Annotated in this window: 18 protein-coding genes and 1 pseudogene; 10 read left to right on the top strand and 9 right to left on the bottom strand. The window is 65.2% G+C overall.

Going from position 1 to position 25,175, the window contains the following annotated elements:
• The 3 genes from dnaX to hrcA form a co-directional block, all read right to left on the bottom strand.
• Nucleotides 1-1,114 (bottom strand): DNA polymerase III subunit gamma/tau (gene dnaX, locus LQT98_RS16430; RefSeq protein ID WP_231463602.1); only part of this gene is annotated, 1,114 nt, incomplete at its 3' end.
• Between the two features lie 76 nt (nt 1,115-1,190).
• On the bottom strand, nt 1,191-2,201 hold the full coding sequence (gene mltB / locus LQT98_RS16425) for a lytic murein transglycosylase B (protein ID WP_231463599.1): 1,011 nt from the start codon (nt 2,199-2,201) through the stop codon (nt 1,191-1,193).
• A gap of 50 nt (nt 2,202-2,251) precedes the next feature.
• The gene (gene hrcA, locus LQT98_RS16420) at nt 2,252-3,274 is read right to left on the bottom strand and encodes a heat-inducible transcriptional repressor HrcA (protein ID WP_231463597.1); all 1,023 of its coding nucleotides are present in this window, start codon (nt 3,272-3,274) and stop codon (nt 2,252-2,254) included.
• 309 nt (nt 3,275-3,583) lie between these two features.
• Between hrcA and recA the strand changes: the two genes are divergently transcribed.
• From recA to alaS, 4 genes are all read left to right on the top strand, one after another.
• Nucleotides 3,584-4,636 carry a recombinase RecA gene (recA, locus tag LQT98_RS16415; protein ID WP_043591738.1) on the top strand — a complete coding sequence of 351 codons (1,053 nt, stop codon included), beginning with the start codon at nt 3,584-3,586 and terminating at the stop codon, nt 4,634-4,636.
• A gap of 8 nt (nt 4,637-4,644) precedes the next feature.
• Nucleotides 4,645-5,106 (top strand): recombination regulator RecX, encoded by a 462-nt coding sequence (recX, locus tag LQT98_RS16410; protein WP_231463595.1) that lies wholly within the window; start codon nt 4,645-4,647, stop codon nt 5,104-5,106.
• A gap of 1 nt (nt 5,107) precedes the next feature.
• Nucleotides 5,108-5,566: an SRPBCC domain-containing protein gene (locus LQT98_RS16405; RefSeq protein ID WP_231463592.1), complete on the top strand. Its 459-nt coding sequence runs from the start codon at nt 5,108-5,110 to the stop codon at nt 5,564-5,566.
• 75 nt (nt 5,567-5,641) lie between these two features.
• A complete protein-coding gene (gene alaS / locus LQT98_RS16400) occupies nt 5,642-8,275 on the top strand; it encodes an alanine--tRNA ligase (RefSeq protein WP_231463590.1) in 2,634 nt (877 codons plus the stop codon).
• Nucleotides 8,276-8,613: 338 nt separating this feature from the next.
• Here alaS and LQT98_RS16395 read toward each other — a convergent pair whose 3' ends face one another.
• The gene (locus LQT98_RS16395; RefSeq protein ID WP_048409828.1) at nt 8,614-9,384 is read right to left on the bottom strand and encodes a sulfite exporter TauE/SafE family protein; all 771 of its coding nucleotides are present in this window, start codon (nt 9,382-9,384) and stop codon (nt 8,614-8,616) included.
• A 943-nt stretch (nt 9,385-10,327) separates the two neighbouring features.
• Here LQT98_RS16395 and kdpF point away from each other — a divergent pair.
• From kdpF to kdpE, 6 genes are all read left to right on the top strand, one after another.
• Nucleotides 10,328-10,417 carry a K(+)-transporting ATPase subunit F gene (gene kdpF, locus LQT98_RS16390; protein ID WP_019103745.1) on the top strand — a complete coding sequence of 30 codons (90 nt, stop codon included), beginning with the start codon at nt 10,328-10,330 and terminating at the stop codon, nt 10,415-10,417.
• Between the two features lie 2 nt (nt 10,418-10,419).
• Complete coding sequence (kdpA, locus tag LQT98_RS16385; protein WP_231463588.1) at nt 10,420-12,243, top strand: potassium-transporting ATPase subunit KdpA; 1,824 nt, start codon at nt 10,420-10,422, stop codon at nt 12,241-12,243.
• Between the two features lie 21 nt (nt 12,244-12,264).
• Nucleotides 12,265-14,376 carry a potassium-transporting ATPase subunit KdpB gene (gene kdpB, locus LQT98_RS16380; protein WP_331282559.1) on the top strand — a complete coding sequence of 704 codons (2,112 nt, stop codon included), beginning with the start codon at nt 12,265-12,267 and terminating at the stop codon, nt 14,374-14,376.
• 20 nt (nt 14,377-14,396) lie between these two features.
• The gene (gene kdpC, locus LQT98_RS16375; RefSeq protein ID WP_231463586.1) at nt 14,397-14,972 is read left to right on the top strand and encodes a potassium-transporting ATPase subunit KdpC; all 576 of its coding nucleotides are present in this window, start codon (nt 14,397-14,399) and stop codon (nt 14,970-14,972) included.
• Between the two features lie 241 nt (nt 14,973-15,213).
• Complete coding sequence (locus LQT98_RS16370; protein ID WP_231463584.1) at nt 15,214-17,904, top strand: sensor histidine kinase; 2,691 nt, start codon at nt 15,214-15,216, stop codon at nt 17,902-17,904.
• 20 nt (nt 17,905-17,924) lie between these two features.
• Nucleotides 17,925-18,620, top strand: a complete 696-nt coding sequence (gene kdpE, locus LQT98_RS16365; protein WP_231463603.1) for a two-component system response regulator KdpE — start codon at nt 17,925-17,927, stop codon at nt 18,618-18,620.
• Between the two features lie 204 nt (nt 18,621-18,824).
• Here the strand turns inward: kdpE and LQT98_RS16360 are convergent, their stop codons facing one another.
• From LQT98_RS16360 to LQT98_RS16340, 5 genes and pseudogenes are all read right to left on the bottom strand, one after another.
• Nucleotides 18,825-19,493 (bottom strand): response regulator, encoded by a 669-nt coding sequence (locus LQT98_RS16360; protein ID WP_231463582.1) that lies wholly within the window; start codon nt 19,491-19,493, stop codon nt 18,825-18,827.
• Between the two features lie 215 nt (nt 19,494-19,708).
• On the bottom strand, nt 19,709-21,643 hold the full coding sequence (locus tag LQT98_RS16355; protein ID WP_048409824.1) for a type IV pili methyl-accepting chemotaxis transducer N-terminal domain-containing protein: 1,935 nt from the start codon (nt 21,641-21,643) through the stop codon (nt 19,709-19,711).
• Between the two features lie 10 nt (nt 21,644-21,653).
• The gene (gene moaA, locus LQT98_RS16350; protein ID WP_048409823.1) at nt 21,654-22,628 is read right to left on the bottom strand and encodes a GTP 3',8-cyclase MoaA; all 975 of its coding nucleotides are present in this window, start codon (nt 22,626-22,628) and stop codon (nt 21,654-21,656) included.
• A 227-nt stretch (nt 22,629-22,855) separates the two neighbouring features.
• Complete coding sequence (locus tag LQT98_RS16345; protein WP_231463580.1) at nt 22,856-24,835, bottom strand: methyl-accepting chemotaxis protein; 1,980 nt, start codon at nt 24,833-24,835, stop codon at nt 22,856-22,858.
• Nucleotides 24,836-24,978: 143 nt separating this feature from the next.
• Nucleotides 24,979-25,175 (bottom strand): annotated as a pseudogene (locus LQT98_RS16340) (hypothetical protein); the annotation flags it as partial.

The raw sequence follows: 25,175 nt of genomic DNA, 5'->3' as shown, positions 1-25,175 counted from the left end.
GGCGCGGCGCCGCGGCTTCCGGCTGCGCGTTGACCGGATGGAAGGCCAGCATGCGCAGCAGAGTCATATTGAAACCGGCGTGCTCATCCGGCGCCAGCGCCAGGTCTTTGCGGCCATGGATGGAAATCTGGTAATACAGCTGCACGTCCTGCGGCGCGATCGCGTCCGCCAACGCCTGCAGCGCTTCGCGCTCCGGCTCGTCCGCCGCAATCGCCTGCGGCACGGTCTGTAGCAGCGCCAGTTGCTGCAGCAGCACCGCCAGCTCGGTCAGGGCGCTGTCAAAGCTGATGCCGCGCTCGGCCAATTGTTCGGCCTCGGCCATCAGCTGCGGGCCGTCGCCAGCCGCCAGCGCCTGCAGCAAGGCGTACAGGTAGCGGCGGTCCACCGCGCCCAGCATCGCGCGCACGCCGTCTTCCTTCACCTCGCCCAGGCCATAGGCGATGGCCTGGTCCAGCAGCGACTGCGCGTCGCGCATCGAACCGGAGGCGGCGCGGCCCAGCAAGGCCAGTGCCGGTGCCTCGTAGGCGATGCCTTCCACGTCCAGCATGTGGGCCAGGTGGCCGGCCACTTGCTGCGGCGTCATATTGCGCAGCGAGAACTGCAGGCAGCGGCTCAGCACCGTGACCGGCACTTTCTGCGGATCGGTGGTGGCCAGGATGAATTTGACGTGGGCCGGCGGCTCCTCCAGCGTCTTCAGCATCGCGTTGAAGGCGCTCTTGGACAGCATGTGCACTTCGTCGATGATGTAGACCTTGAAGCGGCCGGATGTCGGCGCGTACTGGGCGTTTTCCAGCACTTCGCGGATATTGTCGATGCCGGTGTTGGACGCGGCGTCGATTTCCAGCAGATCGACGAAGCGGCCGGTGTCGATCTGGCGACAGGCCGAGCATTCGCCGCAGGGTTCGGCGGTGGTGCCGGTTTCGCAGTTCAGGCTCTTGGCCAGAATCCGGGCGATGGTGGTCTTGCCCACCCCGCGCGTCCCCGTCAGCAGGTAGGCGTGGTGAAGACGCTGTTCTTTCAGGGCATTGGTCAAGGCGCGCACCACGTGCTCCTGGCCGACTAGGTCGGCAAAGCGCTTGGGACGCCACTTACGGGCAAGGACTTGATAGCTCATGGGGGCGGATTTTAATGGCAATCGCCGCGCGTGGCGACAGGTTTCGCGCCGCCGCCGCGGCGGGCGGCGCGTGGTTTCAAGGCTGGGCCGCCGCCTGGCCGGCCAGATAGCGCAGGCGCAGCTGATCGGCGATTTCCTGCACCGCCTTGGCGTACAGCGTGCTGCGGTTGTAGCGGGTGATCACGAAGAAATTATTGAGCCCCAGCCAGTATTCGGTCACGCCCGGCGCGGTCTCCAGCGGCACCAGCACCGCCGGCACGTCGTCGGCCACCGGCGCCTGCGGCGTCACGCCCATTTTCTTCAGCTCGCCCACGGTGTAGTGCAGATTGAATTTATCGGCGACCAGTTGATCGATCTGCGGCCCCGGCTGCACGCTGGCCGGCAGGATCACGTCGGCGCCATGGCGCCAGCCGTGACGCTGGAAGTAATTGGCCACGCTGCCGACCACGTCGTCGGAATCGCTCCAGATGTCGCGATGGCCGCTGCCGTCGAAATCCACCGCCCATTTGCGGAAGCTGGAAGGCATGAACTGCGGCCAGCCCATCGCGCCGGCGTAGGAGCCCTTCAGCGTCAGCGGGTCCTTGCCCTCCTCCTTCGCCAGCAGCAGGAACTCGGTCAGCTCCTTGCGGAAAAACTCGGCGCGGCGCGGATAATCGAAGCCTATGGTGGACAGCGCGTCCACCAGGCGGAAACTGCCGGTGTTGCGGCCGTAATGCGATTCCACGCCCAGAATGGCGACGATCACCTCCGGCGCCACGCCGTATTGCTGTTCCGCGCGCGTCAGCGCGGCCGCGTTGGCGCGCCAGAAGGCCACGCCGTCGGCTATGGTCTGCTCGCCCACCGTGGATTTGCGGAATTGATACCAGGGCCGCGAGGTGGACGGCTTGTCCAGTATCTTGATGATATTGGGCTTGAGTTCGACATTGGCGAACACCGCCTCCAGTTCCGGGCGGTTGAACTGACCGCTGGCCACTTGCTCGTCGATATAGCGCTGCACGTCCGGGCGCGCCAGGAAGGCCGCGTCGGCCTGGGCCAGTTGGAAGGAGAACAAGGCCGCCAGCGGGGCCAGTTTGCACAAGAGTCTCATAGGCGAAGGAAAGTGATAGCTGTTTTCAAGTTGCAAGTACCGCGCGCGCATCACGCCCGGAACGACAAGGCGCTGGACACCAGCCGCGCGGTGATGTCGACGATGGGAATCACCCGCTCGTAGGCCATCCGGGTGGGGCCGACCACGCCCAGCGCACCGACCACCTGGCCGTTGATGCGATAAGGCGCGGTCACCACCGAGCATTCGTCCAACGTTACCACGCCAGACTCCTCGCCGATGAAAATGTTCACGCCCTGGGCGTCCCGGCCCTGGTTCAGCAGCTTCAGCAGCTCGGTCTTGCGTTCGAAGACATTGAACAGCTGACGCAGCCGCGACAGGTCGTCGGACAGGTCGTTGACCTCCAGCAGCCGGTTGCCGCCCGCCACCACCACCGCGGCGTTGCTGGCGTTCATCGAGCTTTGCCCCAGCCGTATCGCCGCCGACATCAGCTCGGCGATATCGCCCTGCAACTGGCGCAGTTCGTCCGCCACGCGGCTGGCGATGCTGGCCAGGCCCTGGCCGGCGTAATGCTGGTTGATGAAATTGCCGGCCTCGATCAGCTCGGACGGGGTGTAGTCGCGCTCGGTGGTCAGTAGATGGTTCTGCACATCGCCGTCCAGCGTCACCAAGATCATCAGCACGCGCCGCTCGGACAGGCGCAGGAATTCGATCTGGCGGAAGGCGATGTCGGAGCGCTGCGGCGTGACGATCACGCCGGCGAAATGGGTCAATTCGGACAGCAGCGAGGACGCCGACTGAGCGATGCGCTGCGGGCTGTCCGGCTGCAGGTTCAATTCCAGCTCGTGCAGCGCCGCTTCTTCCAGCGGCCGGATGGTGAGCAGGCGATCGACGAACACGCGGTAGCCGCGCGCGGTGGGCACCCGGCCGGCCGAGGTGTGCGGCGCCACGATCAATCCCATGGTTTCCAACTCCGCCAGCACATTGCGGATGGACGCGGACGACAACTCGATGCCGGGCAGCATGGACAGGGTTTTGGACCCCACCGGCTGGCCGTCGACGATATAGCGTTCGATCAGGACCTTGAGCAGGTGTTGCGCGCGTTCGTTCATCATGATGGTTTCATTGTACACAGGGTGGACACTTGTAAAAGTGGTCGCAATCACAACTTTTTCAAGCAATATCGCCACGCGCCCGTCCCGAAGGACGGTGGCGCCGGCAAGCGGCTCTGCCGTTGGCCAAGGCTTTATGAGATAATCGACGGCATCTTTTCGGCTATCGGCGCGGCAAGCGCGAGCGTGGCGGGATCCGCCCCCGCGCCGCGCAAACCCCTGTCCGGCATCGGGTTTTTCCCGCCGCCATGGACGCGGGCCGCCGCTGGCCGAGCATTCATTTTGTTTAGCGCCCCCCACACTGGAGACAGCATGGCATCCGAAGACAAGAGCAAAGCGTTGGCCGCGGCCCTTGCCCAAATTGAAAAACAATTTGGCAAGGGTTCGATCATGCGCATGAGCGACAACCAGATCAACGAAAACCTGCAGGTGGTCTCCACCGGCTCGCTGAGTCTGGACCTGGCGCTGGGCGTCGGCGGCCTGCCGCGCGGCCGCGTGGTGGAAATCTACGGCCCGGAGTCGTCCGGTAAAACCACCTTGTGTCTGCAAGCGGTGGCCGAGATGCAAAAATTGGGCGGCACCTGCGCCTACATCGACGCGGAAAACGCGCTGGACCCGCAATATGCGCAAAAGCTGGGCGTCAAGGTCGACGACCTGCTGATCTCGCAGCCGGACACCGGCGAGCAGGCACTGGAAATCTGCGACATGCTGGTGCGCTCCAGCGGCGTCGATCTGATCGTGATCGACTCCGTGGCCGCGCTGGTGCCCAAGGCTGAAATCGAAGGCGAAATGGGCGACAGCCACGTCGGCCTGCAAGCCCGCCTGATGAGCCAGGCGCTGCGCAAGCTGACCGGCAACATCAAGCGCACCAACACCCTGGTGATCTTCATCAACCAGATCCGCATGAAGATCGGCGTGATGTTCGGCAACCCGGAAACCACCACCGGCGGTAACGCGCTGAAGTTCTACGCCTCCGTGCGCCTGGACATCCGCCGCACCGGCGGCATCAAGAAGGGCGAGGAAGTGATCGGCAACGACACCCGCGTCAAAGTGGTGAAGAACAAGGTGTCGCCGCCGTTCCGCCAGGCTGATTTCGAAATCCTGTACGGCGAGGGCATCTCCCGCCAGGGCGAAATCATCGAACTGGGCGTCAAGCATGGCTTCATCGACAAATCCGGCGCCTGGTACGCCTACAACGGCCAGAAGATCGGCCAGGGCAAGGACAACACCCGCGAATGGCTGAAGTCCAACCCGGAAATCGCCGCCGAAGTGGAACGCAAGATCCGCGACGCGGTGGGCATCAAAGTGGAAATCACCGAAGGCCAGCCGGACGAAGAGTTCGCCGACGACGCGCTCGACGCCTGATTCCCTGAATGGAAAAAAGCCTGAGGGCACGAGCCGTCGATCTCCTGTCCCGCCGCGAATACACGCGGCGGGAACTGGAGCGGCGGCTCGCTCCGTTTGCGGAGAGCCCGGAACAATTGAGCGCCTTGCTGGACGATCTGGCCGAACACAGCTGGCAGTCCGATCAGCGTTTCGCCCAGCAGTTCACCGACAGCAAGGGCCAGCGCTACGGCAGCCGCCGCCTGCAGCAGGAAATGCGCCAGCGCGGCGTGGACGCCGAACTGATCCGCGACGCGCTGCAAGGCCGCGACGACCTTGCCGCCGCGCAAGCGCAGTGGCGGAAGAAGTTCGGCCAGCTGCCGGACACGCCGCAGGAACGCGCGCGCCAGATCCGCTTCCTGGCCGGGCGCGGCTTCCCGATGGCGGTGATCGCCAAGGTGCTCAGCGGCGCCGGCGACGACGACGACGAGCTGCCGCTGGACGAGGACTAAAATGACCGCGCGCGACATCGCCACCCATATCGACATCGCCGCCGCGCCGGCCCTGGTCTGGCGCGTGCTCGGCGACTGGGCCGCCTATCCAGAGTGGAACCCCTTCATCGTCGGCCTGCACGGACGTCAGCAAGTCGGCTCCCGCCTGGTGCTCAGCCTTCATCCCCCCGGCCGGCCACGCCTCACGCTGCGGCCGCGACTGGAAGTCTGGCAAGCGGTCGACGAACTGGCCTGGCAAGCGCGCGCGCTGCTGCCCGGCCTGCTGGACTGCCGCCACGGTTTTCAGCTGGAAGCGCTGGAAAACGGCGGCACTCGCCTGCATCAGACGGCCAACTTGAGCGGCCTGCTGCTGCCGCTGCTCGGCCCGGCGCTGCTGGCCGATATCCGCCAGGGTTTGGAAATGATGAACCAGGCGCTCAAGCGCCGCGCCGAAACCCTTGCCAGCGCCGCTGCGGCTTGACACAATCAGCTGTCCGCGCCGCCAGGGTTTGAGCGCCCAAAGCGGCCCAGAATTCGCAATCTTACGAAATCAAACATGAAAACCTCTGAAATTCGCCAGAAATTCCTGGATTTCTTTGCCGGCAAAAACCATCAGGTGGTGCCTTCCAGCAGCCTGATCCCCGGCAACGACCCCACGCTGATGTTCACCGTTGCCGGCATGGTGCAGTTCAAGGACGTGTTCCTGGGCTTCGAAAAGCGCGATTACACCCGCGCCACCACCAGCCAGAAATGTCTGCGCGCCGGCGGCAAGCACAACGACCTGGAAAACGTCGGCTACACCGCGCGCCACCACACCTTCTTCGAAATGCTGGGCAACTTCAGCTTCGGCGACTACTTCAAGCAAGATGCGATCACCTTCGCCTGGGAATTCCTGACCGGCGAGCAATGGCTGAACCTGCCCAAGGACAAGCTGCTGGTCACCGTCTACGCTTCCGACGACGAAGCCTACGACATCTGGCACAAGAGCGTGGGCCTGCCGGCCGACAAGATCATCCGCATCGGCGACAACAAGGGCGCGCCGTACGCCTCCGACAATTTCTGGACCATGGGCGACACCGGCCCCTGCGGCCCCTGCACCGAGATCTTCTACGACCACGGTCCGAGCGTGGCCGGCGGCCCTCCGGGCAGCCCGGACGAAGACGGCGACCGCTTCATGGAAATCTGGAACAACGTGTTCATGCAGTTCAACCGCGATGAGTCCGGCACCCTGCATCCGCTGCCCAAGCCGTCGGTAGACACCGGCATGGGCCTGGAGCGCCTGTCCACCGTGCTGCAACACGTCAAGTCCAACTACGAGACCGACGCGCTGGCCTGCCTGGTGCGCGCCGCCGCGCGCGAAACCGGCGTGGCCTACAGCCAGGACGTGCCGTCGCTGAAAGTGATCGCCGACCACATCCGCGCCTGTTGCTTCATGGTCGCCGACGGCATCCTGCCGTCCAATGAAGGCCGCGGCTACGTGCTGCGCCGCATCGCCCGCCGCGCCATCCGCCACGGCTACAAGCTGGGCCAGAAAGGCCTGTTCTTCCACAAGATCGTCGCCGATCTGGTGGCCGAGATGGGCGACGCCTATCCGGAACTGCGCGAGAAGCAGGCGCATATCGAAGACGCGCTGCGCGCCGAGGAAATCAAGTTCGCCGAGACGCTGGAAATCGGCATGGGCCTGGTGGACTCCGCGCTGGAAGGCGGCAAGACCGCGCTGGACGGCGACACCATCTTCAAGCTCTACGACACCTTCGGCTTCCCGGTGGACCTGACCGCCGACATCTGCCGCGAGCGCGACATCCACGCCGACCTGGAAGGCTTCGAGCGCGCGATGGAAGCGCAACGCGAGCGCGGTCGCGCCGGCTCCAGTTTCAAGATGACCGGCAAGGTCAGCTACAGCGGCGCCGACACCTGCTTCCACGGCTATGAATCCGCCAGCACCGACGCCAAGGTCTTGGCGCTGTTCAAGGGCACCGAGGCCGTCGCCGCGCTGGAAGCCGGCGAAGAAGGCATCGTGGTGCTGGACGACACCCCGTTCTACGCCGAAGGCGGCGGCCAGGTCGGCGACGTCGGCGAGATTTCGCTGCAAGGCGGTATCGGCGCGCTGTTCGACGTCAACGACACCCAGAAGATCCAGGCCGCGGTGTTCGGCCACAAGGGCAAGCTGGCCCGCGGCCGCCTGGCCGTCGGCGACAGCGTGACCGCCACCATCGATCTGCACGCGCGCGCCGCCAGCGCCCGCAACCACTCCGCCACCCACCTCTTGCACGCGGCGCTGCGCCACGTGCTGGGCGACCATGTCGCGCAGAAGGGCTCGCTGGTGAATCCGGAGCGCACCCGCTTCGACTTCGCCCACGGCGAACCGGTCAGCGCAGAACAGATCGCCGAGCTGGAGCGCGTGGTCAACCGCGTGATCAGCCACAACTTGCCGGTCAAGGCCGAAGTGATGAGCATGGAAGCCGCGCAGAAATCCGGCGCGATGATGCTGTTCGGCGAAAAATACGGCGATGAAGTGCGCGTGCTGACCATGGGCGACTTCTCCGCCGAACTGTGCGGCGGCACCCATGTGCAACGCACCGGCGATATTGGCCTGTTCAAGATCGTGGCGGAAAGCGGCGTCGCCGCCGGCGTGCGCCGCGTAGAAGCCGTCACCGGCGAAGGCGCCATCGCCCACATCCAGGCTCAGGACGCGCTGCTGAAAGATGCGGCCGCGGCGCTGAAAGCCCAGACGCTGGACGAAGTGGCCACCAAGATCGGCAGCTTGCAGGACAACGTCAAGACCCTGGAAAAAGAGCTGGCCAAGCTCAAGGGCCAACTGGCCGCCTCCGCCGGCGACAGCCTGGCGGACAGCGCCGCCGACATCAACGGCGTCAAGGTGCTGGCGGTGGAACTGCCGGGCGCCGACAACACCGCGCTGCGCGAAACCCTGGACAAGCTGAAGGACAAGCTGGGTTCCGCCGCCATCGTGCTGGCCGCCAAGGGCGATGGCAAGGTGGCGCTGGTGGCCGGCGTCACCGCCGACCTCACCGCCAAGCTCAAGGCCGGCGAACTGGTCAACTTCGTCGCCCAGCAAGTGGGCGGCAAGGGCGGCGGCCGTCCGGACATGGCCCAGGCCGGCGGCACCCAGCCGGAGAACCTGGCGGCGGCCTTGGCCGGCGTGCAGGCCTGGGTGGCCGGCAAGTTGTAACAGTCGGTTTACGAGCTGTCGCGCGTCGCGAGGCCTCACACGGTGAGCGCCGCTTCGGAATCGTAAACACGCGCCAGCCTGTATCCCCATCAAAAGACCGCGCATGACGCGGTCTTTTTTTGCCCATGGCGTGGCGAAGGCCGCTTTCTTGTTTCAGATCAAGGGATAAAGAATCACGGAATACTAATATTGAGAGGCTAAATTATGGCTTCTCCTTTTGTTGTTTGCATTTCAGCCCTGCTCGCCTCTCCGATCAGGGCGTTTTTTTGCGCGCATCCATGAAAAAAGGCGGCCAGGCCGCCCTTTTCCCTCCCTAGCCCCAAAGCGCAGACCGCTGCTCAAAACACCAGCTTGGCCCCGATCAGCCCCAGCATCAGCGCCAGGGTCGGCCGCAACCAGCGTTCCGCCAGCCGCCGCGTCAGCTTGCTGCCCAGCCAGATGCCGGGCAAGGAGCCCAGCAGCAAATTGGCCAGCAGCATCACATCGACATTGCCCAGGCCGGCATGCCCCAACCCGGCCACCAGGGTCAGCGGCACCGCGTGGGCGATCTCGGTGCCCACCAGCCGTGAAGTCGACAAGGCCGGATACAGCAGGAACAAGGCCAGGGTGCCCAAGGCGCCGGCGCCGATGGAACTGAGCGTCACCAGCGCGCCCAGCGCCACGCCGGTGGCGATGGTCAGGCCAATGCGCGGCTCGGACGGCAGGCTAACCGCGCCCCCACGATTCAGCCAGCGCAGCAGCAAGGGCTTGCCCAGGATGGCGGCGGCGGTCAGCAGCAAGGCGACGCCCAGCACCAGCTTGAACAAGGTGTCCAGCATCTTCTCGGGCAGATGCAGATAAGACAGGCCGGCCAGCACCAGCAAGGCCGCCGGCACGCTGCCGGCGCTCAGCCAGCCGGCCACGCGCCAATCGACATGACCCTGGCGGTGATGCACCGCCACGCCGCCCATCTTGGTCAGCGCCGCGTACAGCAGATCGGTGCCCACCGCGGTGGCCGGGGAGATGCCGAACCACAGCAAGATGGGCGTCATCAGCGAGCCGCCGCCCACCCCGGTCAGACCGACGATGAAGCCCACCGCCAGCCCCGCGATCGCATATCCCCATTCCATAAACCCGCTCCTGCCGCCTCATTGCAATAGCAGGATGCTACGCCAGTTTCATATAACAATTTATACCGTTTTGAAACAACAATATTCAAAAAATGATTTATCTCAAAGACTTGCCTCGCGGGGTCCACCATCATGCTGCGGTAACATCGCGCCGGTAGCGTGGGCGGAGTTCGCTGCAATGCCCAAGCCCGATTTGCTCCAGATCACAAGCAAACAGGACTTTACAAATCGCGAAAATAGCGTCAATGTCAAAGAGTCGGGGTTTGCCCCGACCTCACACAAGTACGTGACCGAGAGGTGCAAGGATGATGACTTCCCGTATTCCTCTGAGTGTTCGCAGAAAGCAGGCTAGAGACCAGCACGAGAGTTTTCTCTATGCGGTCGCCAAGCCTCAGTTGAGTGATGCTGAGAGGTCGCGCCAACAGAAAGTGCGCCAACGCGCGCACGACCGGGACGATGCCCGGTTCCTGGCCGACCGCTGCGACGACCTGTTCTGAACACCCGCCCGGCGGATTTCCGCCTCATGACGGCTAGCGACCCAGCCTGAAGCCAGGCCGCAGCTCGACTCGCCCGCAAGCCGCGGCGCCGTATCCCACCCGCGCCGCCGTTCCACCGTTTTGCCTCTTGAACTCAGCCCCCGCCGGCAGGCCGCCGGCTGCGCGCCATTTGCGTCGCTCCCATTCCCGCGCATAAAAAAAAATCCGTTTTTTCGCCAAAACCCGCTCAAAAGTGAAACAAATGCCAGGTTTTTAAACATTTTTATACGATTTTTATCGCCTAACATGGGCTTTTATCGGGTTTTTGACGTGCGCTTGCGTACCTTCTCAGTACTGATTCGAATGGAGATTTTCATGATGGATGTCGTCTATCTGGGACTCTTCCTGCTATTTGGCGCGCTGAGCTACGGCTTCGTCGTCGGCTGCCAACAACTGGGAGACAAGAAATGAGCGTCTGGTATCTGCTCAGCGCCTTGATCGCGCTGGGCCTGCTTGGCTATCTGATCTACGCACTGCTTAAGCCGGAGAATTTTTAATCATGTTCGCCAATTTCATCGGCTCGGCCGCACCCCTGCAGCTGGGCTTGTTCCTGCTGGTGCTGCTGGCGCTGGCCTGGCCGCTGGGCGCCTATATCGCCCGCGTGATGCAGGGCGACAATGTCGGCCCCCTGCACCTGTTCGCGCCGCTGGAGCGCGGCTTTTACCGGCTGGCCGGCGTCAAGCCGGACGAAGACATGGGCTGGCGCGGCTACGCCGTCGCCTTGCTGTTGTTCAATGTGCTGGGCGCGCTGGCGCTGTATCTGTTGCAGCGCTTGCAGGGCTGGCTGCCGTTCAACCCGCAGGGCATGGGCGCGGTGGCGCCGGATTCCGCGTTCAACACCGCCATTTCCTTCATCACCAACACCAACTGGCAAGGCTATGGCGGCGAGTCCACCATGGGCTATCTGGTGCAGATGCTGGGCCTGACGGTGCAGAACTTCCTGTCCGCCGCCACCGGCGCGGCGGTGGTGCTGGCGCTGGTGCGCGGTTTCGCCCGCCACAGCTCGGCCAAGATCGGCAACTTCTGGGTGGACGTCACCCGCTTCACCCTCTATGTATTGCTGCCGCTGTCCTTCGTGTTCGCGCTGGTGTTCAGCCAGCAGGGCATGATCCAGAACCTGTCCGCCTATCAAGACGTGCAGACGGTGGAAACCACCCATTATCAGCAGGCCAAGACCGATGCCCAGGGCAATGCGGTCAATGGCGTCGACGGCAAGCCGGTGATGGTGGACGCCAGCACGCAGAAACAGACGCTGCCGATGGGACCGGTGGCCTCGCAAGAAGCGATCAAGCTGCTGGGCACCAATGGCGGCGGCTTCTTCAACGCCAACTCCGCGCATCCGTTTGAAAACCCCACCCCCTTGACCAACTTCCTGCAAAGCCTGGCCATTTTCCTGATCCCGGCCGCGCTGTGCTTCATGTTCGGCCGCATGGTGGGCGACCAGCGCCAGGGCTGGGCCATCATCGCCGCGATGACGGTGATGTTCGCCTGCGCCGTGGTGGTGGAAACCGGCGCCGAGCAGGCCGGCGTGCCGCAGCTGAGCGCAATGGGCGTGGATCAGCAGGCCAGCCATTTGCAGGCTGGCGGCAATATGGAAGGCAAGGAAGCCCGTTTCGGCATCATCGACACCTCGCTGTTCATCGCGGTGACCACCTCCGCTTCCTGCGGCGCGGTCAATGCGATGCACGATTCGCTGACCCCGATAGGCGGCCTGGTGCCCACCTTCCTGATGCAATTGGGCGAGGTGGTGTTCGGCGGCGTCGGCTCCGGTCTGTACGGCATGCTGATCTTCGCCATCCTGGCGGTGTTCATCGCCGGGCTGATGGTGGGCCGCACCCCGGAATACCTGGGCAAGAAGATAGAAACCTATGAGATGAAGATGACGGCGATCACCATTCTGGTGACCCCCATCCTGGTGCTGACGCTGACCGCCATCGCGGTGCTGGCCGCCTCCGGCAAGGCCGGCATCCTCAACCCCGGCGCCCACGGCTTCAGCGAGGTGCTGTACGCCTTCACCTCGGCCGCCAACAACAATGGCAGCGCCTTCGCCGGCCTGTCCGCCAACACACCGTTCTACAACATCGCCACCGCGGTGGCCATGTTCTTCGGTCGCTTCTTCATGATCGTGCCCATCCTGGCCATCGCCGGTTCGCTGGCCGCCAAGAAACGGCTGGCGGTGAACAGCGGCACCCTGCCCACTCACGGCCCGCTGTTCGTGGTGCTGCTGATAGGCACGGTCTTGCTGGTGGGCGCGCTCAACTATGTTCCCGCGCTGGCGCTGGGCCCGGTCGTCGAGCAATTGCAGATGATCAGCGGCCGTTGAGCCTGACGGGAGGATGCAAAAATGAACAATATCAATCATTCCAATATCCCGGCCGCCCAGGCGGGCCACCGCAGCGCGGCCAAGTCCATGCTGGACCCCAGCCTGGTGAAACCGGCCATCGTCGACTCCTTCAAGAAGCTGTCGCCGCGCACCCAGTGGCGCAACCCGGTGATGTTCGTCGTCTATATCGGCAGCATCCTGACCAGCGCGCTATGGCTGCAATCGCTGGCCGGCCAGGGCGAGGCGCCGTCCGGCTTCATCCTGGCGGTGGCGCTGTGGCTGTGGTTCACCGTGCTGTTCGCCAACTTCGCCGAGGCGCTGGCCGAGGGCCGCAGCAAGGCCCAGGCGGCCAGTTTGCGCTCGGCCAAGAAGAACGTGGTGGCCAAGAAGCTGTCCGGCCCCAAGCACGACGCCGGCAAGACCGTGATCGACGGCAGCAGCCTGCGCAAGGGCGACTATGTGCTGGTGGAAGCCGGCGATGTGATCCCGGTGGACGGCGAGGTGATTGAAGGCGTGGCCTCGGTGGACGAGTCCGCGATCACCGGCGAATCCGCGCCGGTGATCCGCGAGGCCGGCGGCGACTTCTCCTCGGTCACCGGCGGCACCCGCGTGCTGTCCGACTGGATCGTGGTGCGGATTTCCGTCAACCCGGGCGAAACCTTCCTCGACCGCATGATCGCGATGGTGGAAGGCGCCAAGCGCCAGAAGACCCCGAACGAGATCGCGCTGACCATCCTGCTGGTGGCGCTGACCATCGTGTTCCTGGTGGTCACCGTCACCCTGCTGCCCTTCTCGCTGTTCAGCGTGGAAGCGGCCAAGGCCGGCTCGCCGATCACCATCACCACCCTGGTGGCCTTGCTGGTGTGCCTGATCCCCACCACCATCGGCGGCCTCTTGTCCGCCATCGGCGTGGCCGGCATGAGCCGGATGATGGGCGCCAATGTGATCGCCACTTCCGGACGCGCGGTGGAAGCCGCCGGCGACGTGGACGTGCTGCTGTTGGACAAGACCGGCACCATCACCCTGGGCAACCGCCAGGCCTCGGCCTTCATCCCGGCGCCCGGCGTCAGCGAGCAAGCGCTGGCCGACGCCGCTCAGCTGGCCTCGCTGGCCGACGAAACCCCGGAAGGCCGCAGCATCGTGGTGCTGGCCAAGAAGCAGTTCAATCTGCGCCAGCGCGAGCTGGCCAGCCATGAGGCCGTGTTCATTCCCTTCACCGCGCAAACCCGGATGAGCGGCATAGACTACGACGGCCGCCAGATCCGCAAGGGCGCCATCGACGCCATCCGTCGCCACATCGCCGAGCTGGGCGGCCAGTTCCCGGACGCGCTGGCGAAAAGCGCCGATGAAGTGGCGCGCCGCGGCTCCACCCCGCTGTTGGTGGCGGAAGGCAATCGCGCCTTGGGCGTGATCGAGCTGAAGGACATCGTCAAGGGCGGCATCAAGGAGCGCTTCGCCGAATTGCGCCAGATGGGCATCAAGACGGTGATGATCACCGGCGACAACCCGCTGACCGCCGCCGCCATCGCCGCCGAGGCCGGCGTGGACGACTACCTGGCCGAGGCGACACCGGAAGCCAAGCTCAAGCTGATCCGCAGCCATCAGGCCGAGGGCAAGCTGGTGGCGATGACCGGCGACGGCACCAACGACGCGCCGGCGCTGGCCCAGGCCGACGTGGCGGTGGCGATGAACACCGGCACCCAGGCGGCCAAGGAGGCCGGCAATATGGTGGACCTGGATTCCAATCCCACCAAGCTGATCGAGATCGTCGAGATCGGCAAGCAGATGCTGATGACGCGCGGTTCACTGACCACCTTCTCCATCGCCAACGACGTGGCCAAGTACTTCGCCATCATTCCGGCCGCCTTCGCCAGCACTTATCCGCAACTGAACGCGCTGAACGTGATGGGCCTGAGCAGCCCGGCCTCGGCCATCATGTCGGCGGTGATCTTCAACGCCATCATCATCGTGTTCCTGATCCCGCTGGCGCTGAAGGGCGTGAAATACCACGCCAAGAGCGCGGCGGAGCTGCTGCGCGGCAATCTGCTGGTCTACGGCCTGGGCGGCCTGCTGGTGCCCTTCGCCGGCATCAAGCTGATCGACATGCTGCTGGGCGCGCTGAACCTGGCATGAGCACTGAAAGGACTATGCAAATGAAACTGTTACGCCCATTGCTGGTGGTGTTCGGCGGCCTGAGCCTGATCACCGGCCTCGCCTACCCGCTGCTCACCACCGGAGCCGCCCAGGCGCTGTTCCCGTTCCAGGCCAATGGCAGCCTGCTTCAACGCGACGGCAAGGTCATCGGCTCGCGGCTGATAGGTCAGAACTTCACCGGGCCGCAATATTTCTGGGGCCGCCCGTCCGCCACCGGTACTATGCCGTACAATGCCGGCGGGTCCAGCGGTTCCAATCTGGGTCCCACCAACCCGGCGCAGCTGGACGCGGTGAAAGCCAATGTGGCGCGCATCCGCGCCGCTCACCCGGCGCAGAGCGGTCCGGTGCCGGTGGACCTGGTCACCGCCTCCGCCAGCGGCCTGGACCCGGAGATTTCCGCCGCCGCGGCTTTCTACCAGTTGGAGCGCGTCGCCGCCGCCCGCAAGATGGAGCCGGCCGCGCTGCGCAAGCTGGTGGAAAGCCGGGTGACCGGCGAAACCTTCGGCCTGCTTGGCGAACCGCGCGTCAATGTGCTGGAATTGAACCTGGCGCTGGATCAGGCCGCCAAGGCCTGATCGACCCGCGGCGCCGGGACGGAGCGGGACTCGCTCCGCCCCGACGCCGATGAATTGAGCCGTAAAGACCCTCGGAACCTGTTTACGATCTCGCGAGCTAAGGCGAGACAAGGCGAAAACCAGCGAAAAAGCGGAAGGTACACGTGGTGCATGAGCATTTTGAGCTTGGTTTCAACGCCCATTTCTATCCATCCCGCCGACGCGCAGCAGATCGTAAACAGGTTCTAAACAAAGCTCGCATATGACCGATTCCCGTCCCGATCCGGACGCCCTGCTGGATGAACTGAAACGCGAAGAACTGGACGCCCAGCGCGGCCGGCTGAAGATTTTCTTCGGCGCCTGCGCCGGCGTCGGCAAAACCTACGCCATGCTGGCCGCGGCCCGCGCCAAGCGCCAGGACGGCGCGACGGTGCTGGTGGGCGTGGTGGAAACCCACGGCCGCAAGGAAACGCAGGAACAGCTGGCCGATCTGGAAGTGCTGCCGCCGCGGCGGATCGCCTACAAGGGCCACGAGCTGTCGGAGTTCGACCTGGACGCGGCGCTGGAACGCCGGCCGCAGCTGATCCTGATGGACGAGTTCGCCCACTCCAACGCGCCCGGCTCGCGCCATCCCAAGCGTTGGCAGGACGTGGAAGAACTGCTGGCCGCCGGCATCGACGTCTACACCTCGCTCAATGTCCAGCACCTGGAAAGCCTGAACGACGTGGTCGGCCAGATCACCGGCATCGTGGTGCGCGAAACCCTGCCCGACCACGTGTTCGACCGCGCCGACGAAGTGGCGCTGGTGGACCTGCCGCCGGATGAATTGCTGGGCCGGCTGGCCGCCGGCAAGGTCTATCTGCCGCAGCAGGCCGAGCGCGCGGTGAAGAACTTCTTCCGCAAGGGCAATCTGCTGGCGCTGCGCGAACTGGCGCTGCGCCGCACCGCCGACCGCGTCGACGCGCAGATGCGCGCCTACCGCGCCGATCAGTCCATCAACCCGGTGTGGCACGCGCGCGAACGGCTGCTGGTCTGCGTCGGCGCCAGCGCCGGCATCGATAAACTGATCCGCAGCGCCAAACGCCTGGCCGCCAGCCTGGACGCGGACTGGATCGCCGTTTACGTGGAAACGCCGCAGCAGCGCAAGCTGTCCGAAGAGCAGCGCGCGCGCGTGCTCAAGGGCCTGAAGCTGGCGCAGGAGCTGGGCGCGGAAACCACGGTGCTGGGCGGCAGCGAACTGGCGCCCACGCTGCTGGCCTATGCCCGCAGCCGCAACGCCTCCAAGCTGGTGCTGGGCAAATCCGCGCGCGGCGGCTGGTCGCGGCTGTGGCGCCGCTCGCTGGCCAGCGAGCTGAGCCGCCGTTCCAGCGATGTCGACCTGTACGTGGTGGCCCACGAGCAGGAAGACGCCGCCAGCGCCGATGCCAAAACCGGCGGCAGCCTGCTGTTCGAAGACCATGAACACCCGCGCTCGCGCTTCGGCTACCTCGCCGCCTTCGTCGCCTGCCTGCTGACCACGGCGCTGGCCGGCCTGCTGATTCCCCATGTGGCGCTGGCCAACGACATCATGATCTACCTGCTGGTGGTGGTGCTGGTGTCGGTGCGCTACGGCCGCGGCCCCGGCATGCTGGCCTCACTGCTGTCGGTGGCCTCCTTCGATTTCTTCTTCGTGCCGCCGCATATGTCGTTCGCGGTGTCCGACACTCAATACCTGATGACCTTCGTGGTGATGTTGCTGGTGGCCGCCATCATCAGCCAGCTCACCGCCCGCCTGCGCTTCGAAGCCAATATCTCCACCTATCGCGAACGCCGCACCCGCGCGCTGTACGATCTGGGCCGCGAACTGGCCGGCGCGCTGACCGCCGCCCAGATCGTCGACACCGCCGTCGGCCGGCTGGAGCCGCTGTTCAGCGCCAAGGTCAGCCTGTTCCTGCCCAATAGCGGCGACGAGGTGCGCCTGGCCGGAGAAGAGCACGGCTACGCCGACGTCGGCGTCGCGCAATGGGTTTACGACCACCAGCAGCCGGCCGGCCTAGGCACCAATACCCTGCCCGCCAACCCCGCGCTCTATGTGCCGCTGCGCGCGCCGATGCGCAATCGCGGCGTGATCGCGCTCTTGCCCGAGGTCACCGACCAGGCCTTCCTGCCGGAGCAGCAGCGCTTGCTGGAAACCTGCGCCGCCCAGATCGCGCTGGCGCTGGAGCGCGTGCATTACGTGGAAGTGGCGCAGGACGCCATCGTGGCGATGGAATCCGAACGGCTGCGCAACAGCGTACTGTCGGTGGTGTCCCATGACTTGCGCACGCCGCTGACCACCATGGCCGGCCTGTCCGAGCGGCTGTGCTCGTCCAGCATGGACGACGGCCAGCGCGCCGAGATCGCCGCCGCCATCCAGGACGAGGCGCTGCGCATGAACAAGCTGGTGACCAATCTGCTGGACATGGCGCGGCTGCAATCCGGCGTCAAGCTGAACAAGGAATGGCAGATGCTGGACGAGGTGGTGGGCAGCGCGCTGCGCGCCGCCGAGCGCGGCCTGCGCGGCCGGGAACTGAGGCTGGAGCTGGCGCCGGATCTGCCGGTGCTGGAATACGACGCTGTGCTGCTGGAGCGGGTGCTGGTCAACCTATTGGAAAACGCCGGCAAATACACGCCGCCGGGCAGCCATATCACGCTGGCGGCCTGGCGCGAAGGTGCCGAGGTGCTGGTATCGGTCAGCGATGACGGCCCCGGCCTGCCGCCCAATATGGAACAGCGCGCCTTCGATAAATTCTCGCGCGGCGCGGCGGAATCCAGCACTCCCGGCGTGGGCCTGGGGCTGGCGATCTGCCGCTCCATCGTGGAAATCCACGGCGGCCGCATCAGTGCGCGCAACCGCGCGCCGCACGGCGCGGAATTCCGCTTCAGCCTGCCGGCCGGGCACGCGCCGGCGCTGCCGACGGAAGAAACGCCCTAACCCCAAAGAAACCCATGACCATGCAAGACGCACCGATCAGCATCGTCGTCATCGAAGACGAAAAACCGATACGCCGCTTTCTGAGCGCGGCGCTGGAAGAAGAAGGCCTGACCGTCCACGAGGCGGAAACCGGCAAGCAAGGCCTGATCGAAGTGGCCACCCGCAAGCCGGATCTGGTGATCCTGGACCTGGGCCTGCCGGACATGAACGGCCAGGACACCATCAAGCAGCTGCGCGAATGGACCGACCTGCCCATCCTGGTCTTGTCCGCGCGCACCCAGGAAACCGAGAAAGTGGCGGCGCTGGACGCCGGCGCCGACGACTATCTGACCAAGCCCTTCGGCGTGGCCGAATGCCTGGCGCGCGTCCGCGTGCTGCTGCGCCGCCGCACCCACGGCAGCGCCGCCGCGCAGCAGCTGTTCCAGTTCGGCGACATCAAGGTGGACCTGGTCAACCGCCAGGTGACCAAGGCGGAGACGGCGGTGCACCTGACGCCGATAGAATACCGGCTGCTGTCCACCTTGATCCGCAACGCCGGCAAGGTGATCACCCACCGCGAGCTGCTGCTGGCGGTGTGGGGACCGTCGTTCTCCGAGCACAATCAGTATCTGCGCGTCTATATGGGGCATTTGCGGCAGAAGCTGGAAGACAATCCGGCGATGCCGCGCCACATCCTCACCGAGACCGGAGTTGGCTATCGGCTGGTGGAGGGCTGAGCGGATCGCCGCTTAGCGCCTGTTCAAAGTCTCGCGAACAAGAGCGAGACAAGGCGAAAACGGCTGAAAAAGCGGAATGTACATTCGGTACATGAGCATTTTGAAGACGTACTCATCGTGTAAGGCTCCACGCAGCGCAGCAGATCGTAAACAGGTTCTCAGAAGCTGTTCATGCTCCAGGGAGCCAGGGCCGCGCGCAGCCGCTCACGCGCTGCGCCCCACCCCGTTCTCCACCGCGAACACCGCCGCCTGCACCCGGCTGCTGAGGCTGAGCTTCTTCAGGATGTTCTGCACATGGATCTTGACCGTGCTTTCCGCCAGATCCAGGCTGCGCGCGATTTCCTTATTGCTCTTGCCCTGGGCCAGGAAGCCGAGGATTTCACGCTCGCGCGGGGTCAGCCGGTCCAGCTCCTGTTCCGCCGGTTCCACCGGCGCCGCCGCGCCGTGACGGAACTGAGCCATCAGCTTGGCGGTCATCGAATCGCTCATCACCGATTCGCCGGCGGCGGCGCGCGCCACCGCCTGGGTCAGGAAGTCGGCGTCGATGTTTTTCAATAGATAGCCGCGCGCGCCAGCCTTCAAGGCCGCGGTCAGATCGTCGGCCTCCTCGGACACGGTCAGCATCACCACCGCCCGCTTGGCCTGGTCCTGCAGCATCAGCGTCAGCGCTTCCACGCCGGAAATGCCCGGCATGTTCAGGTCCAGCAACACCACGTCCGGGTCCAACTGCTTGGCCAGCTTGACGCCCTCGGCGCCGTCCGCCGCCTCGCCGACCACGTCGAAGCCGGCCTGGCGCGCCAATAAGGCCTTGATTCCGCTGCGGAACAAGGTGTGATCGTCCACCAGCAGAATGCGTATGCTCTGTTCAGACATCTTCAAGTCCAGAGGTTTTTAAATTCAGATATGGACAGTATGAGAGTTGTCCTCACCGCGCGCCAGTTTCTCTGGGCTTGTTCCAAGTCCGGCGAGCTGGCGCGCGACCAGGCCGAGCCGCCGGGCAAGCGGAATGCGGCAAGGGGTAATGAGCATCTCGCAGCGCTACTCACCATGCCACGCCTCACGAAACGCAGCGGACTTTGAACAGGTTCTCAGGCCGCCAGGCGCCGCGCGCGCGGCAGCAACAGGCTGACCATGGTGCCGGCGTCCGGCGTGGATTCGATATCCAGCTGCAGGCCGGCGCGTTGCGCGCGCTCCTGCATGATGGACAGGCCGAAATGGCCGTCGCCCTTGTTGCGCACCGTGTCCAGGTCGAAACCGACGCCGTTGTCCAGCACGCTGAGCACGAACACCTCGCCGTCGTCGCTGAGGCTGACCGTGACCTGGCTGGCCTCGGCGTGCTTGCGCACATTGGACAGCGCTTCTTGCAGGATGAACAGGATCTGCAACTGCTGCTCCGGCCGCAATGGCGCGCCGGCGCCGGTGGAGCGCAGTTCCACCCGCAGCTTGGTCTGCTTGCGGAATTTGTCCAGCAGGCTGCTCACCGCCTGGCCCAGGCTTTCCGACAGCTTGGAGCGGAAGTTGTTGAGCAGCTCGCGCACATCGTCGTAGCTTTCCTGGACGCCGGCCTCGAACAAGGCCAGGGTGTCGTCCACCAGGCCAGGATCGCCGCTGTCCAGCGCCTGGCGCATGATCTGGGTTTGCAGATTCAGGAAGGACAAGCCCTGGGCGATGCTGTCGTGCAGGCCCTGCGCCACCAGGTTGCGCTCCTCCAGCACCGCCAGTTCGCGCTCCTTGGCCGCCAGCCGCAGGTTCTCGATCGCCACCGCCAGATGCTGGCCCAGCATCTCCAGCTGCCGCACCTGCTGCGGCGGCAGGATGCGCGCCTGGCGGAAGTGCAGATTGAAAATGCCCAAGGTGCGGTTCTGCGTCGCCACCGGAAAGGCGCTGACCACGCGGAAGCCTTCGCGGCTGCATTGCTTGTCCGCGCGGCCACCCATATTCTCCACCCGGCTCTCGGCCATGGCGGCGGCTTCGCCGCACAGGCAGTCGCCCACCTTCAGGCAATGTTCCTCGCGCAGCAGCGCTTCCGGCAGGCCGTCGTCGGCCACCACGAATACCAGTCCCTGGCCGTGATCGGTCAAGCGCACCGCGCCGCCATCGGCGTCGAAGGCGCGCATCACCCGGGCGAGGAAGCCCTTGCACAAGGCTTCCAGCGGCTGGGACTGATTGCAGAAGGAGGTGATTTCGTACAGCAGCGCCAATTCCTGGTTCTTCTGCTGCAGGCTGGCGGTCTTGCTGCGCACCCGCTCTTCCAGCGTGGCCAGCGATTCGGACAGGCATTCGGCCATCAGATTGAAGCCGGTGCTGACCTGGCCGAACTCGTCGTCGGTCTCCACCGGCACCCGCACGCTGTAATCGCCGGCCGCCAGCCGGCGTATGCCCTGGTGCAGCTTGTCCAGCGGCCGCAGCACGATCAGCAGCATCAGATAGATCAGCGCGACGGTGCCGACCACCGCCATGCTGGCGAGCAAGAGCTGCAGCAGGCGCAGATAATCGGTATTGCGCGCGTTATAGGCCTCCATGCCGCTGACGAAGGTGTTGATGTCCGCCACGTAGAGCGCCACGCGCTCGGCGAAACGGGCGGCCTCCGCGGTATTGTCGGCGGGCCGCGTCAACGCGTCCTGCAGCACCGGTTTCAGTTGCGCGCGCCACTGCTCTTCCACCTGGGTCAGCGCCTGCTGGATGTCGGCCTCGCGCGGCACCAGCAACGGGCGCGCCGGATCGCCGCGGCGCAGCCGTTGCAAGATCTGCTCATAACTGGCCATGTCGCGGCGCAGCGCGTCCGCACGCGCGCCGTCCTGGCCGCTGAGCTGCAGATCCAGCGCCATGCGGGTAACCCGCATGCGCAGACTGCCGGCGTCGTTGATCGCCGCCGCGCCGCCTTCCTGCTGCCAGGACAGCCACAGCGTGGCGCCGATGGAACCCAGCGCCACCACCAGAAAGGCCGCCAGCACGCCGACGATCTTGGCGCTGAGCCGCTGGCCCAGCGGGCCGCCCAACACCGGCGAGACGTTCAGCCGCATCGCCGCGGCCCTAGCCACCGGTCATCGACATGAATCGCACCAGCTTTTGCGGCTTTTCGCTGAATTCATGACGCTCCGGTTTCAGTTCTATCGCCCCGCGGATCGCCGCTTCCAGCTCGGCGTCGGAAATGCCGGCGCGCAGTAGCGGGCGCAGTTCGAAACTTTCTTCCTGGCCCAGACACATGTACAAGGTGCCGTCCACCGATAGCCGCACCCGGTTGCAGGTGGCGCAGAAGTGTTGGGAAATGGGGGTAATCAGGCCCAGCGAGAAGCCGCCGTCCTGGGTTTTCCAGTAGCGGGCCGGGCCGCCGCCCAGCGTGGCCGCCTGTTCCACCAGCTTGAACTCGGTTTGCAGCTGACGCAGCACCGGCTGCAGGTCCAGGTAGTTGGCGGCGCGGCCGGTATCGCCCATCGGCATGGCTTCGATCAGCCGCAGCACGAAGCCATGCTCGATACAGAAGGCGACCATGGCGCCGATATCGGCGTCGTTGACGTCCTTCATCGCCACCATATTGATCTTGATCGGAGAAAAGCCGGCGTCCTTGGCCGCCATCAGGCCTTCCATCACCCGCGGCAGGCTGTCGCTGCCGGTGATGTCATGCACGCAGTCGCGGCGCAAGGAGTCCAGGCTGACATTGACGCGGCTGACCCCGGCGGCGCGCAGCGCCTGGGCGTGGCGCGCCAGCTGGGTGGCGTTGCTGGTCAGCGACAGATCGTTGAGGCCGGGCAGCGCGGACAGGCGCGCCGCCAGTTCCGGCAGATTGCGGCGCAGCAGCGGTTCGCCGCCGGTCAGCCGCAAACGCCGCGTACCCAGGCGCGCGAAAGCCGCCACCACGCGTTCGATTTCGTCGAAAGTCAGCCAGTTGGCCGGTTCTTCGAAGCCTTTGAAGCCTTTGGGCAGGCAGTAATTGCAACGCAGGTCGCAGCGGTCGGTCACGGACAGACGCAGATATTCGATGGAGCGCCCGAAGCGGTCGGTAAGCATGAGTTCCTCCATGGCAGCCAATGATACCGCTTAGTCGCAACCAAGTGGCCCGGCTGTCGCCGCCAATCTGAGATATTTCCAGATTCCATTTTACTAGCTAGACCAACAATTCGCAGTCCAACCAAAGCACGCTGGCCCCTAGTCACTTGTAACTAGGGGCCAGTCGGCTGAATTGAAGCCTGGGGGCCGGGTGGAGCCGCGCTCACCAGGGTGGGCCAGCGCGGCTATTAGACGTGCTTGAACTTATCCACCAACTCCACCAACTGACCGGCGGAGGCGTTGAGCCGGTCGGACAAGTCCGCCACCTCCTGCACCAGGCCGGAGTTTTCCTCGGCCAAGGAAGCGATCACGCTGATATTGTTGGCCACCTCGCCGCTGGCCGCGGTCTGCTGCGCCATCGCCGCCGCGGTGCCCTGGCTCTTGGCGGCCGCCTCGCTGGCCTCGTCGTGGATTTCATCCAGATCGTGCACGGTCTGGCCCACCAGTTCCAGGCCGGACTCCATGCGCTGCCGTGCCTCCTGCATATGATGGGCGGCGGTCTGAGTCTCGCCGCGGATGTCTTCGATCAAGGACGTGATGTCCAGCGTCTCCTTGCCGGTGCGTTCGGCCAGCTTGCGCACCTCGTCGGCCACCACCGCGAAGCCGCGGCCCATCTCCCCGGCGCGCGCGGCCTCGATCGCCGCGTTCAAGGCCAAGAGATTGGTCTGGTCGGCGATTTCGCGGATGGCGGTGATGATGGAGCGGATATCCTCGGACTTCTGCTGCAGGGCCTCGATCCGGCCGCCGGCGTCACCCAGCACCGATGAGGTCTGGTTCATCGCCTGGGTGGTGCTACGCATGCGTTCGCGGCCATCGCTGACACTGCTCTGCATCTGCTGCGCCACGTTCAACGACAGCCGGGTATTGGCGCTGACCGACTCTATGCCCGCGCTCATCTCCTCCACCGCGGCGGCGATGCCGGCCGCCGACTGGCTTTGCGCCTCCGATGCCTTGGCCGCGCGGTGAGAGATGCCCAGCATCGCATTGGCCGCGTCCACCAGGGAATGCGCATTGCCATTGACCTGATTCAGCGTCTTGGCGAAGGCTTCCACCAGGTGATCGAAGGCCTTGCCCATGCGCGCGATCTCGTCCTGCCCCTGGATGCCGGCGCGCGGACGCAGATCAAAATCCCGGCTCATCGAGGTCATCAGCAGTTCCAGCCGCCGCACCGGTCCATGGATGCCGCGGTAGATGGCGAAGCCCAGGCCGCCCAACAACAGGATCACCAGCGCGGAGCCGCCCAGCGTCACCCATAGATCGGTGCGCGCCTGGGACACCTTGGCGGCGACCTGGCGCGCCAGATCGTCCAGCAATTGATCCTGCAGCGTCTTCAAGGCGCCGATGCGCTTGCTCGCCGCCTGGAACCATTGCTCCGGCGTCACGCCGGCCGGCTGGCCCAGCGGCTGGCTCAATAGCTTCTCGCGCAGCGCCTGCACCACCCTGGCCTCCTCGCCGCCTTCCATCGCGTCGACGCGGCCGCGCAGGGCGTCATCCGCCATCAGCCGCAGCTGGCCGGCGCAGGCGGCTTGCTTGGCGTTCAGGCCCGCGGCCTGGCCGAAGCTTTTCTGGTCGAAGGCGCCGCTGCTGAGCACGCCGTTGACGTAGCCGCGCTCGCGGCCGGCGAACTCCTTCTCGCATTGCAGGCTCAGCAAGGCCGCGGTGCTGCGCAGCAGATCGCCGTCGCTATTGGCCTGTGCCAGCTTGGCGATCAGGCCGATCAAGGCGTCGATGCGGCCGGAATAGGCGGTAAAAGCCTCGGCCGCCGGCGTCGCGCGTTTCTCCACGTCGGCGCGCAATGGCGCCAGGCCGTCCAACTGTCCGCTCAGGGCGGACAGATCGCCGGCCAGGCTGCTGGCGGCATGATTGGCCGCCTCGTCGCGGAAGGCGGCCAGGTCCTTGTCGCTGACCGCGCGCGCCTGTTGCAAGGGCGGCGGCAGGCTGGCGGCGTGGCCGCTGAGAAAGCCGTTGCTCAGGCCGCGCTCGGTCTGCAAATCATGGATCAACTGGCTGGAACGCGCCGCCACCTGGATCAGGCGATCCGAGCGTTGCAACTCAGACAGGGTCTGGAAGCGATCAACGGCCAGCACCGAGGCGAGGCCGATCAGGGCGGCGGAAAAAGGCAGCAGCAGCAATAGCAGCTTGCTGGCGAGGGATAGCCTGGACAGCATGGCGGGCTCCGATCTCTATCAACTGTTTCTCTTGATTTTCCATGACAATGGAAACCAACACCCATCAATATAGATCAAGCCCGGTTCATGCTGAATACTGCGATAGGTTTAATGCCAATGGCCGGCTGGACAGCCGCGGCGGCTCAGCAACGGCCTTTCTTGGCCTGGCCCGGCGGGCAGAAATAGCCCTTGTCGCGGTGATGGCGGTGGTGACGATGCTTGCGATAGCGGCGGCCGTCGTCGTCGCGGCGTTCCGATGCCGCCGGCTTGCCGTAGTCGTGGCCGATGGCCGCGCCGGAAGCGCCGCCCACCGCGCCGCCGATGATGGCGCCGTTGCGGC

The sequence above is a fragment of the Chromobacterium aquaticum genome (genome assembly GCF_021129195.1).
In the GTDB taxonomy this organism is placed as follows: domain Bacteria; phylum Pseudomonadota; class Gammaproteobacteria; order Burkholderiales; family Chromobacteriaceae; genus Chromobacterium; species Chromobacterium aquaticum.
This window is presented reverse-complemented; position numbering and strand designations above follow the sequence as displayed.